Origin of the sequence: Novosphingobium sp. NBM11, from assembly GCF_015390225.1 — a bacterium.
Classification (GTDB): domain Bacteria; phylum Pseudomonadota; class Alphaproteobacteria; order Sphingomonadales; family Sphingomonadaceae; genus Novosphingobium.
This window is the reverse complement of sequence record NZ_VUOG01000001.1, coordinates 1,928,876-1,940,743: the sequence shown is the minus strand read 5'-3', so window position 1 is coordinate 1,940,743 and position 11,868 is coordinate 1,928,876. Positions and strand designations below refer to the sequence as shown.

Below are 11,868 nucleotides of genomic sequence, written 5' to 3'. Positions count from 1 at the left end.
GGCGCCACGGCCCACCCCCGGCCCCTCCCGCAAGCGGGAGGGGAGGAAATGCGCGACACACCCCCTCCCGCAAGCGGGAGGGGAGGGAACGCGCAGCGGGCTGGCTGATGCCTTCTATGCCAAACCATCGCGCAATTGCAGGAATCCCCGCGCGCCGCTAAGGCCCGCCGATCATGACCGAACAGCGCGACTACCGAAGCACCGTCTTCCTGCCGAAGACCGATTTCCCGATGAAGGCCGGACTCCCGCAGAAGGAGCCGGGCATTCTCGCGCGCTGGCAGGAACAGGACCTCTACAGCCGCTTGCGCGATGCCCGCGCCGGGCGCGAGAAGTTCATCCTCCACGATGGCCCGCCCTATGCCAATGGCGACATGCACATCGGCCATGCGCTGAACCATATCCTCAAGGACATGGTCTGCCGCACGCAGAGCCTGCTGGGCAAGGACGCGCCCTATGTGCCCGGCTGGGACTGCCACGGCCTTCCCATCGAATGGAAGGTCGAGGAGGAATACCGCAAGAAGAAGAAGAACAAGGACGAGGTTCCCCCGCGCGAATTCCGCGCCGAATGCCGCGCCTATGCCCAGAAGTGGGTGGACGTGCAGCGCGAACAGTTGAAGCGGCTCGGCATCAACGGCGACTGGGACCATCCGTACCTGACGATGGATTTCCAGGCGGAGGCCACCATCGTCGGCGAACTGCTCAAGTTCGCCGAGAACCAGATGCTCTATCGCGGCGCCAAGCCGGTTATGTGGAGCCCGGTGGAAAAGACCGCGCTGGCCGAGGCGGAAGTCGAATACGAGGACATCGTCTCGACCCAGGTGGACGTGGCGTTCGAGATCACGGAATCGCCGATCGCGGAACTGGTCGGCGCTTACGCGGTGATCTGGACAACGACGCCGTGGACGATTCCGGTGAACCAGGCGCTCGCGTATGGGCCGGATGTTCAATATACGATTGTTGAGGTCGATCGCCGCCGCTACCTTGTGGCTCGGGATCTCGCCGGGGCATTTCTCGATCGAGCCGATTGCGAAATCGAGACCTACAAGAGCGGTCCGGCGGGGCGGTATTTGGGTTCGGCCCTAGCTGGTACCGTCGCTCGCCATCCGATGCACCACCTTGGCGGGTTCTTCGCCAAACCGCGCCCGTTGCTCGCCGGCGATTTCGTCACCACCGACAGCGGCACGGGCCTTGTCCACATGGCGCCCGACCACGGCGAGGACGACTTCCTGCTGTGCAAGGCGCACGGGATCGATCCGGTGTTCGCGGTCGAGGGCGATGGCAAGTACCGCGCGGACTGGGCGTGGCTGGGCGGTGAAGGCTCGGTCATCAACCCGAAGTTCAACGCACCCGACGGGCCGATCTGCACCGCGCTGCGCGAGGCGGGCGGGCTGCTGGCGGCGAGCGCGGACTACAAGCACTCCTACCCGCATTCGTGGCGCTCCAAGGCCAAGGTGATCTTCCGCTGCACACCGCAGTGGTTCGTGCCGATGGACCGGGTGATGACGCATATCTCGCCCAAGACGCCGGGCGAGAACCGCTGGGAAACCGAAGGCGGCGCGATCAACCCGGCCGAGGAAGCGCTGTGCGCCGCGCCCACGCTGCGGCAGGCGGCGATGGCGGCCATCGCCGAAACGCGCTTCGTGCCCGAAAAGGGCCGCAACCGCATCGGCGCGATGGTGGAAGGCCGGCCCGACTGGGTGCTGAGCCGCCAGCGCGCGTGGGGCGTGCCGATCACGCTGTTCGTCGAGCGCAAGACCGGCCAGTATCTTGTCGATCCGGCGGTGAACGACCGCATCGTCAACGCCATCCGCGCCGAAGGCGTCGATGCCTGGTCGGACGAGGCGGCGCAGGACCTGCTGGGGCCGGACTACAAGGCCGAAGACTACGAGCGCGTGGCCGACATCCTGGACGTGTGGTTCGATTCGGGCAGCACCCATGCCTTCGTGCTGGAATCGGGCCGCTGGCCCGATCTGCTGCGGCCCGAAGGCTATCAGGGGCCGCACGCCGACCTCTATCTGGAAGGATCGGACCAGCACCGCGGCTGGTTCCAGTCCTCGCTTCTGGAAGCCTGCGCCACGCGCGGCCACGCGCCGTACAAGGGCGTGCTGACCCATGGCTTCACCATGGACGCCAAGGGCCTGAAGATGTCCAAGTCGCTGGGCAACACCATCAGCCCGATCGACCTAATGCGCGATTACGGTGCGGACATCCTGCGGCTATGGGCGCTGTCGGTGGATTTCACCGAGGACCACCGCATCGGCAAGGAAATCCTGGCCGGCGTGGCCGACCAGTACCGCAAGCTGCGCAACACCTTCCGCTACCTGCTGGGCGCGCTCGACGGGTTCGGCGAGGGCGAGAAGCTGCCGGTGGGCGAGATGCCCGAGCTGGAGCGCTACATGCTCGTCCTGCTCGAACGGCTGGACGGCACGCTGCGGCAGGCGGTGGCGGACTATGACTACAACACCTATGTCCGCGCGCTGAGCGAGTTCTGCAACGAGGACCTCTCCGCGTTTTTCTTCGATATCCGCAAGGATTCGCTCTATTGCGACGCGCCGGGCGATCCCAAGCGCCGCGCCTATCGCACCGTGCTCGACGTGCTGTTCCACGCGCTGGTGCGCTATGCCGCGCCGGTGCTGGTCTTCACCGCGGAGGAAGTGTGGCAGACGCGCTTCCCCGGCAGCGACAGCGTGCACCTGCTCGAATGGCCGGTGGTGCCGGTCTCGGTGGTGGAAGAGGACCGCTGGGCCGAACTGCGCGCGCTGCGGACCACGGTGAACGAGGCGATCGAGCCGCTGCGCCGCGAAAAGGTGCTGGGGTCGGGGCTGGAAGCGCAAGTGCTGGTGCCCGAAGGCGCGCCGGAGGCCAATCTGGCCGAACTGTTCATCACCGGGACAGTCGTGCGCGGGCAGGATGACGGCGTGACCGTCACCCGAACCCACGACCACAAATGCGGCCGTTGCTGGCGCCATCTGCCCGAAGTGGCCGAAGACGGCGCGCTGTGCGCGCGCTGCGAAACGGTGGTCGCGGAACTGGACGGGCAGGCCGCGTGACCGTTTCCGGCCGCCGCCTTGCCGGCTTCGCGCTGGCGCTGCTTACGTTCGCGGTGGATCGCGGCGTCAAGGCGCTGATGACCGGCCGGCTCGCGCTGGCGGACGTGGGCGCAATTCCGCTGCTGCCGTTCTTCGACTTGCGCTGGACCGAGAACTACGGCGTTTCGCTGGGCATGTTCACGGCAACCTCGGCCGAGATGCGCTACGGCCTGATCCTGGTGACCGCCGTGATCGCGCTGGGCGTGGCCGTGTGGATGCTGCGCGAAAAGGTGCTGGGCGATATCGTCGGCCTTGCGCTGGTACTGGGCGGGGCGCTGGGCAATATCTACGACCGCGCCTCGCGCGGTTACGTGATCGATTACGCCGACCTCCATTTCGGGGAATGGCGCCCGTTCCTGATTTTCAACATCGCCGATGCCGCCATCACCTTCGGCGTGCTGATACTGCTTGCCCGGTCGCTGCTTTCGCGCGAAAAGCCCGCCAATGGCGCGGATGCCGAAGCTGATGCCGCCGCCACGGAGAATGCCTGATATGCGTAAAGCCGCCACTCTTTGCCTTCTCGTCTCGGGCGCGGGCCTGCTGTCCGCCTGCGGCGCGGGCGGCTCGCTGTTCAATCGCGTGCGTCCCGATGAATTCGCGGTGACGCGCCAGGCGCCGCTGGTGGTGCCGCCCGATTTCGCGCTGACCCCGCCCAACCCCGGCGCGCCGCGCCCGCAGGACGTCGATTCCGGCAAGCAGGCGCTGGAAGCGCTGTTCGGTGGCCCGGCCCCGCGCAGCGCGGTGGAAACCGACGTGATCAACCGTTCGGGCGCTTCGGCCGCCGGCATCCGCAGCTCGGTGGGCGATCCGGATACCAAGACGGTTGCCAAGGGCAGCGGGCTGCGCGACATCCTGGCCGCGCCGCAGGGCGACGGCGCCGAAGCGCAGGCCAATATTCCCGGCTGATCCGGGCACAGTCCCTGTCGGACTCAGAAACCCCCGCCGCGCGCGGGGGTTTTCATTTTGGCGATTATATTTTTCGCGAGCGCGGGGCGTGGAAAGCCCACCCCGCTGCGACTAACGCCACCTGCGGCGGCGCAAGTCTCGCTCCCCTCCCGCTTGCGGGAGGGGTTGGGGGTGGGAAACGCGCCGCGTTGGCAAAGGATCGTGTCGCCTACTTTTCCGGGCTGAGCCAGATGCCGGCCCAGTCCGCCGGCGGCGGGGCGGAGCGGAAGGCGGCGATGCGGGTGAGGAACACGCGCGCCGGGCCATCTTGCGGCAAGATGCGCAGCGTTTCGGCGAAGGCGGCTTCGGCCTTGTCCCACTCCCGCGCGCGGTAGAGCGCGAGCGCGTGGGCATGGGCATCGCGCGCGGAAAGCAGGTCCGGCTCGACCTCGCCAATCTCGCCCAGCAGCTCGTAGATGCGCACCGCCTCGCTCTTGCCTGGCGCGGCCAGCAGGTCGATCTCGCGCGCCTCGATGCGGTGGCGCACCTTGAGCATGGTCGCCTCGTCGGCCAGGATCAGCGTGCCATAGGTCTTGTTGGCGCTTTCGAGGCGCGAGGCGACATTGACCGCATCGCCCATGATCGTGAAATTGCGCGAGGCGGCCGAACCGATCGAGCCGACCACCACGTCGCCCGTGGCGAGGCCGATCCGCGCCGAAACGCTGGGCGCACCCCGGCGCAGGCCGAGCAGTTCGGGCAGTTCCCGCTGCAGCCGCGCGATCTGTTCGCGCTGTTCCAGCGCGGCGATGACCGCCGACAGCGCCGGTTCCTCCAGCGCGAACGGCGGCCCCCAATAGGCCATGACGGCATCGCCGATGTACTTGTCGATCACGCCGTGGTGGCGGTGGATCGGTTCGGCGGCCAGCGTCAGGTAGCGGTTGACCAGCCGCACCAGCGCGGTGGGGGTGAGCGTTTCCGAAATCGCGCTGAAGCCCTGCACGTCGGAGAAGTACACGGTCATCTCGCGCTTTTCGCCGGCTTCCAGCTCCGCGCGGTTGGCGCCCAGCAGGCGATCGACCACGCGCGGGTCCATATAGCTGGAGAAGGTGTTTTTCAGCGCCACCTTCTGCCGCAGTTCCTCCACCATTGCCGAAAAGGCCGTGGTCAATTGGCCCAGCTCGTCGTGCGTCGTGGCCGGCAGCGAGACTTCCAGATTGCCGCGCCCCACTTCCTCCGCACCGGCGATCAGGCTGCGCACCGGCGTCAGCATCCGGCGGGTCAGCAGCACCGAGATGACCGCGCCGGCCAGAAAGGCGAAGACGGCAAGGATGAGGTTCTCGACCGTCACCAAAAAGCCGCGCCGCTCCAGCGCCTCCAGCTGGCGTTCGTCCTTGCCGCTAAGCACGGAGGCCTCGCGCGACATGCGCTCCATCGCGGCCAGCACGCGCCGTTCGGCGTCCATTGCGGTGTTCTGGCGCAGGCGCACGCCATCCACCATCGCCGGGGCCTTGGGATCGAGAAAGGCGTCCATCGCCGCGCGATAGGCGGCGTGTTCGCGCCGCACGGCCTCGCTTTCTAGCTGCAGGCGGCCCAGGAACACGGCGACATCGTTGGAGACCGGCATCGTTTCGAACCGGCTGATATGGGTATCAAGCTGGGCGAGCTGGCTGTCGACCCGGGTGTTCAGCGCGCGGAAGCGTTCGAGATAGTTTTCGTGCAACGCGGCATCGCGCACTTGCGGTCCGCCGTACCGCAGCGCCCGCTCGCTGGCGAGCTCCTCCTCGGCGGCGAATTCCTCGATCGTGGCCACTTCGCGCTTGAGCGGTTCCAGCACTTCCACCAGCAGCGCCGTTTCGCGGTTGACCTTGGCGGACTGCACGAAGGCATAGACCGCCGCCGCCAGCATGATCGCCAGCAGCGTCACGCTCAGCCCCACGAATTTGCGCGTGATGGTCAGCCGCCCCAGCCGCGCGATACGGCCGGGTCGTGCCGGGGTTGCGTCGATGTCCATGATCCCGTCCCAGGCCCGGAAATACCGGGTTGCTCCAGATCGGACTAGCCTTCCCGCCGGATCGGTGCAAGCCGCGGGCCCCCGGCCGCAAAGGGATGGCTGACTCGCGGCGGAACCGGTGCCGACTACTGCCGAAAGCGGCAGAAATCGTCGTTTATCGCGCGATCGAGGATGGTGCGGAACGCCGCGAAGGCGGGGTCGCCGGGCCGAACAAGACCCGTTCCGGACTCTTTCGTTTGCCCGCGCGGCACGAAGGCCACCGGGCTGGCGATGGGAATCAGCTGCGATCCGGTGCCCGCGTGCAGCGTGGCCAGCAGGCCGAACATGCAGCCATCGCGCGTCGGCCGGCCCAGCGTGATCAGCCGGTGCTGCCCCGCCTCGCAGGTGGCGAGGTAGGTGTGGCCGGAGAGGTTGGGCATCGAGACGTGGCCCTTCTGCGCGAAGGCGCCATCGATCCGTTCGGCCTCGGTAAAGCGCAGATGGCCTGCCGCATCGTCCCAGAAGATGCGCGTGACATAGGCATAGATCGCCCCCGGTTCGCCGAAGCTGGCGCGCAGCGTGAGGTAGTCCGCCTCGATCCAGTGCACGGCGGCGCGGCTGTAGGCGCCCATGTGCTCGGGCGCGGTATCCGGCGCGGGCATCGCTGCGGGCGCGGCCGCGCCATCGCGCAGGCGCGTGCCCAGCGCCTCTTCCAGCCGGATCACGGTGGCCAGCGTGAACTGGCGGCTGCCCGACAGCGCCTTTTCCAGCGTGGACAGGCTGATCCGCGCCATGTCCGCCAGCGCCTGGCGCGAGATGCGCCGCCGCGCCAGCTCCTCGCGCAGCCGCGCGGCGATAGCGTGTCCTTCGGCGGCACGCATTTCATCGGGTTCGGCCACGGCATGTCCTTTGCGTCAAACTGCGGACATCTGCGCACATATCCGCACAGTCCGTCAAGCGATCCCGCCACGATCCGCACCGGTGCGGATCGACCGGACGAAACTGGCGGGGACTGCCCGTGGCTGTGCGGCGCCGCTGCCGCCTAACGGGAAGGCTCCCCTTGATGATGGAGCGTGTCATGGTCCTCTCGCGCATATCTTTCCTTTCGGGCCGATCCCGCTGCCGGATCGCGCTGGCGCTGGCGTTGTTACTGGCAGTCGTTGGCGGCACGCTGCTGGCTGGCCGGTTGCAGGCCGAAGACGCCCCGGCCGACGCAGATGCGATCGGCAGCGGCACGCTGCTGCTGTCCGGCAAGGGCGTGGCGGAAAGCCTGCCCGCCGTGCGGCTGGGCACCGACATGGACGTGACGGTCAGCGGCCCCATCGCCCGCGTCCGCGTGACGCAGGCGTTCCGCAACACCAGCGACCGCTGGATGGAAGCGACCTACCTCTATCCCCTGCCCGAGGACGGCGCGGTCGACAGCCTGAAGATGGTGGTGGGCGACCGTGTGATCGTCGGCCATATCAAGCGCCGCGCCGAAGCCCGCGAAATCTATGAAAAGGCGCGCGAACGCGGGCAGAAGGCGGGGCTGGTCGAAGCCGAGCGGCCCAACATGTTCCGCAACAGCGTGGCCAATGTCGGCCCCGGCGAAACGGTGCTGATCCAGATCGAATACCAGGCCCCGGTCCGCCAGGTGGCGGGCGAGTTCGCGCTGCGCCTGCCGCTGGTGGTGGGGCCGCGCTACGTGCCAGCCCAGGCCACCGCCGAAAACCCCGCCCGCACCGAAACGGCCGTGGCGAAGGATATCGACGAAGTCACCGCGCCGCTGGCCGTACCCGCGCTGGGCAAGGCGCTCAACCCGGTCTCGATCACGGTCCATCTCGCGCCCGGCTTCGTCCCCGCCAATCTCATCAGCCCCTATCACCGCATCGCGGTGAGCGACGATGGCGCGCAGGCGCGCACGATCCGGCTGGCCGACGGCACGGTTCCGGCCGACCGCGATTTCGAACTGCGCTGGCGATCGGCTAGCGCCGATCCCACGCTCAGCCTCTTCCGCCAGGCGCTCGATGGAAAGGACTACGTGATGGCCTCGATCGTGCCGCCGGCCCGCCTGCCGCAGGGCAAGGCTCCCCCGCGCGAGATGGTCTTCGTGATCGACAACAGCGGCTCGATGGGCGGGCAATCGATGGACGCGGCCAAGGAAAGCCTGCTCCACGCGCTCGATACGCTGCGGCCCGAGGATCGCTTCAACGTGATCCGCTTCGACGACACGATGACGCAGCTGTTCGAACAGAGCGTGCCGGCCACGCCCGAACAGATCGCCACCGCGCGCCGCTTTACCGAAGGGCTGGAAGCCAACGGCGGCACCGAGATGCTGCCCGCACTGAAGGCCGCGCTGGTCGACGCCACGCCGGACGACGTAAAGGGCGTGCGGCAGGTGATCTTCCTGACCGATGGCGACTTGTCCAACGAGAAGGACATGATGGCGGAAATCGCCGCGCACGGCGGACGCAGCCGGGTGTTCATGGTCGGCATCGGGTCCGCCCCCAACACTTTCCTGATGCGCCGCATGGCCGAAGCCGGGCGCGGCACTTACACCAACATCGGTGACGGCAGCGAAGTGAACGCGAAGATGACCGCGCTGCTCGATCGCCTGAAGGCGCCGGTGGCGCGCGATCTCACGGTCACGGTCGACGGCGCCCCGCTCGATTTCACGCCGCGCCGCCTGCCCGATCTTTATGCCGGCGAACCGCTGGTGCTGCTGGGGCAGGGGCAGAACCTGTCCGGCCGCCTGACGGTCAGCGGCATGATCGGCGACAAGCCGTGGTCACACGCGGTGGACCTGTCCGCCGCCGTGGACAGCCCCGCCGTTGCCAGGCTGTGGGCCAACCGCCGCGTCGCGGAGATCGAGGCCGCGCGCGCCGCCGGGGAGACCGAGGACAATCAGGCGGACGGGCAGATCGCCGATCTCGGCCTCGCCTACAGCCTCGTCACCTCGCAGACGAGCCTGGTCGCGGTCGATGAAACGCCGACCCGGCCGGCCGGCGCGCGGCTGACGCGGGAGGAGCTGCCGCTCCTGCTGCCGGCCGGTTGGGATTTCGATACGCTGTTCAACGGCGCGGCCGCCCACGCTACACCTCCTGCGGCGGGCGCGGAAGCGGGCGAAGCCGACGCGATTACCCTGCCGCGCACCGCCACCGGCTATATGACGCTGGTGGAAAAGGGCAGTCTGGCGCTGCTGCTGGGCGCGGCGCTGCTGCTGGCGGGCACGCGCCGGAAGGCCCGCGCATGACCGCCGCCGGGCGGATGACGAAAGGGACGCGCGCCATGGCGCGCGTCCTGTTGCGTGGCGGCGGCGCGCTGCTTTGCGCACTCGGTCTCGCGGTGATGGCGCAGGGTCTGGCGGTGCCGGTCAAGGCGCGCGTAGCGCAAGTCCTGCTCGACCGGGCCTTTGCGCGGAGCCTGGTCGAAGGACATCCGGTCAGGCCGTGGCCGTGGGCGGACACGATGCCGGTGGCGCGGCTCACGCTGCCCCGGCTGGGTGCGAGCGACGTTGTGCTCTCGGGCGGATCGGGACAGGCGCTGGCGTTCGGGCCGACCGTGGTGCCGAACCGGCGCGACGGTGGCGGCGGTAGCGGGGCCGGCGCGGATGTGACGATCGTGGCCGCGCACCGCGATACGCACTTCGCCTTCCTGCGGAGCGCGCGGGCAGGTGACGCAATCGACGTGCAGGCGATCGGCGGCGCGCACCGGCGCTATCGCGTCATCAGCTTCCAGGTGGTGCGCTGGGACGGCTTTGCCGCGCCCCGCAATCCCGCGCGGCCGCTGCTGGCGCTGGTGACGTGCTATCCCTTCGGCGCGACCGAGCACGGGCCGCTGCGCTTCGTCGTCTGGGCGGAGGCCCTGTGAAGGGGGGAGCCGCCGCGCCTTCCCGCGACGGCCCTCCGGCAGCGCGAGCCGCCTATTTCAGCGTCTTGAGATAGGCGATGATGGCCTTGCGCTTGGCCGGATCGGTCTGGCCGGAATAGGTCATCCGCGTGCCGGGCACGAGCTTCATCGGGTTTTCCAGCCACTTGTCGAGCGTGGCGTCATCCCAGGTCAGGCCCGATCCCTTGAGCGCCGGGCTGAAGCTGAAGCCCGCGACGTCGCCGGCCTTGGTGCCCACGATCCCGGCCAGGCTCGGCCCGATCATGTTCTTGCCCTTTTCGACCGAATGGCAGGACTTGCAGATGCCGAAGGCGATCGGCGCGCCATCGGCGGCGGTTGCCGGCGTGGTTTCCGCCGTGGCCGGAGCGGCCGTATCCGCCGGGGCGCTGCCGCCAGCCGGCGTCTCCTCCTGCTTCGCGCCGCCACAGGCCGAAAGCGCCAGGGCCAGTCCGGCCGCGCATGCGCTTTTCACCACCATTCTCATGTCAAACTACCCTTTCCATCAGGGCAAAGCCGCGTTCGGGACAGGCAGCTTTGCCTTTCCTTGGGACCGCGCCGCGCCTATGCGCCCGTGTTCCATGTTTGAAAAGCCGCCTTTGCACTGGATCGACGAATTGCGCGCGACGCTGAAGCTCGCCGCGCCACTCGTGGGCGCGAACCTGCTGCAGATGGCAGTGTTCGCGGTCGACGTGGTGTTCGTCGCGCGGCTGGGGCCGGAAGCGCTGGCGGCGTCGTCGCTGTCGGTCGCGCTGTTCGGCTTGCTGATGTGGAGCCTGACGGGCCTCGTCGGCGCGGCATCGCCGCTGATCGCGGCCGAGCTGGGGCAGCGCAAACACGCCGTGCGCGAAGTGCGCCGGACCACGCGCATGGCCGCATGGGTCGGCATTCTCGCGGCAATCTGCGCGATGGGCGTGTGCCTGCTGGGCGGGCCGCTGATGCGGCTGACCGGGCAGCAGGAAGCGGTTATCGCGCTGGCCGAACCGTTCCTGCGCGTGCTGATGTGGGCGGCGCTGCCGATGGTCCTGGCGGCGCTGCTGCGCACTGTGGTCGCCACGCTGGGCCGGCCGGGCATCGGCACTGCGATCACCGGCCTTGCCGTGGTGGTCAACGCCACGGGCAACTGGATCTTCGTGTTCGGCCACTTCGGTATGCCGGCGCTGGGCCTGACGGGCTCCGCCGTGTCCAGCGTGGTCACCGCCGTCGCCATGCTGCTGGCCTACGCGGCTGTGATCCGGTTCGACCGGCGCCTGCACCGCTATCGCCTGCTGGGCCGCTGGTGGCGGCCGGAATGGAAGCGTTTCGGCGGCGTGCTGCGCGTCGGCCTGCCGATCTGCGGCACGATTCTGGCCGAAGCGGGCATGTTCAACGGCGCGGCCTTCCTGATGGGGCGGATCGGTGAGACCGAACTCGCGGCGCATACCGTGGCGCTCCAGCTGGCCGCGATCGCCTTCCAGGTGCCGTTCGGCGTGTCGCAGGCGGCGACGATCCGGGTCGGCCTGGCGTTCGGGGCGGGAGACCGGCACGCGGTGGGCGTGGCCGGGCGCGTGGCGATCGCGCTGGGCATGGGGTTCATGCTGCTCTCCGCCGGCACCATGCTGCTGGCCCCGCGCGCGATCATGCGGCTCTACATCGATCCCGATGCCCCGGCCAACGCCGCGCTGGTCGCGCTGGCAGTGCAGTACATGGTGGTCTGCGCCGCCTTCCAGCTGTTCGATGGCGCGCAGGCGGTGGGCGCGGCGCTGCTGCGCGGCATCCAGGATACGCGCGTGCCCATGGGCATCGCGCTGTTCGGCTACTGGGTGCCGGGGTTGGGCACGGCGATCGGACTGGGCCTGTTCACCCCGCTGCGCGGGGTGGGCGTGTGGCTTGGCCTGATGATCGGACTGATCGTCGTCGCGGCGCTGATGCTCTGGCGCTGGCACCGGCGCGAACGGCTGGGTCTGCTCACGCCCGGCTGATGCCGCCGCATGGGTGTGCCGTGCAGGGGCAGGGGACGCAAAAAAATCTGCCCGCCCCCTGTTGACGCTCCACCGCCCC

9 protein-coding genes are annotated in these 11,868 nt (G+C 68.7%); 6 read left to right on the top strand and 3 right to left on the bottom strand.

The genetic code is table 11. The annotated features are described in order from the left end of the window. The first annotated feature begins 173 nt into the window (after positions 1-173). From ileS to F1640_RS09210, 3 genes are read left to right on the top strand one after another with little or no spacing between them, the layout of a single operon-like run. A complete protein-coding gene (ileS, locus tag F1640_RS09220; protein ID WP_194918839.1) occupies positions 174-3,050 on the top strand; it encodes an isoleucine--tRNA ligase in 2,877 nt (958 codons plus the stop codon). Beyond that, the gene (lspA, locus tag F1640_RS09215; RefSeq protein ID WP_223806752.1) at positions 3,047-3,580 is read left to right on the top strand and encodes a signal peptidase II; all 534 of its coding nucleotides are present in this window, start codon (positions 3,047-3,049) and stop codon (positions 3,578-3,580) included. Before ileS ends, lspA begins: the two co-directional genes overlap by 4 nt. 1 nt (position 3,581) lies before the next feature. After that, the gene (locus tag F1640_RS09210; RefSeq protein ID WP_125954094.1) at positions 3,582-3,995 is read left to right on the top strand and encodes a DUF3035 domain-containing protein; all 414 of its coding nucleotides are present in this window, start codon (positions 3,582-3,584) and stop codon (positions 3,993-3,995) included. Between the two features lie 208 nt (positions 3,996-4,203). Here F1640_RS09210 and F1640_RS09205 read toward each other — a convergent pair whose 3' ends face one another. Further along, the gene (locus tag F1640_RS09205) at positions 4,204-5,985 is read right to left on the bottom strand and encodes an adenylate/guanylate cyclase domain-containing protein (RefSeq protein ID WP_194918837.1); all 1,782 of its coding nucleotides are present in this window, start codon (positions 5,983-5,985) and stop codon (positions 4,204-4,206) included. Between the two features lie 125 nt (positions 5,986-6,110). Continuing rightward, positions 6,111-6,863: a helix-turn-helix transcriptional regulator gene (locus tag F1640_RS09200; protein WP_309229231.1), complete on the bottom strand. Its 753-nt coding sequence runs from the start codon at positions 6,861-6,863 to the stop codon at positions 6,111-6,113. A 164-nt stretch (positions 6,864-7,027) separates the two neighbouring features. Between F1640_RS09200 and F1640_RS09195 the strand changes: the two genes are divergently transcribed. Together F1640_RS09195 and F1640_RS09190 are read left to right on the top strand one after the other, a co-directional pair. Further along, positions 7,028-9,196 carry a marine proteobacterial sortase target protein gene (locus F1640_RS09195; protein WP_255530322.1) on the top strand — a complete coding sequence of 723 codons (2,169 nt, stop codon included), beginning with the start codon at positions 7,028-7,030 and terminating at the stop codon, positions 9,194-9,196. Continuing rightward, on the top strand, positions 9,193-9,813 hold the full coding sequence (locus F1640_RS09190; protein ID WP_194918835.1) for a class GN sortase: 621 nt from the start codon (positions 9,193-9,195) through the stop codon (positions 9,811-9,813). The genes F1640_RS09195 and F1640_RS09190 overlap by 4 nt, the downstream gene beginning before the upstream one ends. Positions 9,814-9,865: 52 nt before the next feature. On the opposite strand, the gene F1640_RS09185 is transcribed toward F1640_RS09190, so the two are convergent. Next, positions 9,866-10,303, bottom strand: coding sequence for a c-type cytochrome (locus tag F1640_RS09185; RefSeq protein ID WP_375336187.1), 438 nt, complete (start codon positions 10,301-10,303; stop codon positions 9,866-9,868). A 106-nt stretch (positions 10,304-10,409) separates the two neighbouring features. Here F1640_RS09185 and F1640_RS09180 point away from each other — a divergent pair, with 106 nt between their 5' ends. Continuing rightward, positions 10,410-11,789 carry an MATE family efflux transporter gene (locus tag F1640_RS09180; RefSeq protein WP_124810631.1) on the top strand — a complete coding sequence of 460 codons (1,380 nt, stop codon included), beginning with the start codon at positions 10,410-10,412 and terminating at the stop codon, positions 11,787-11,789. The last annotated feature ends 79 nt before the right edge of the window (positions 11,790-11,868 follow it).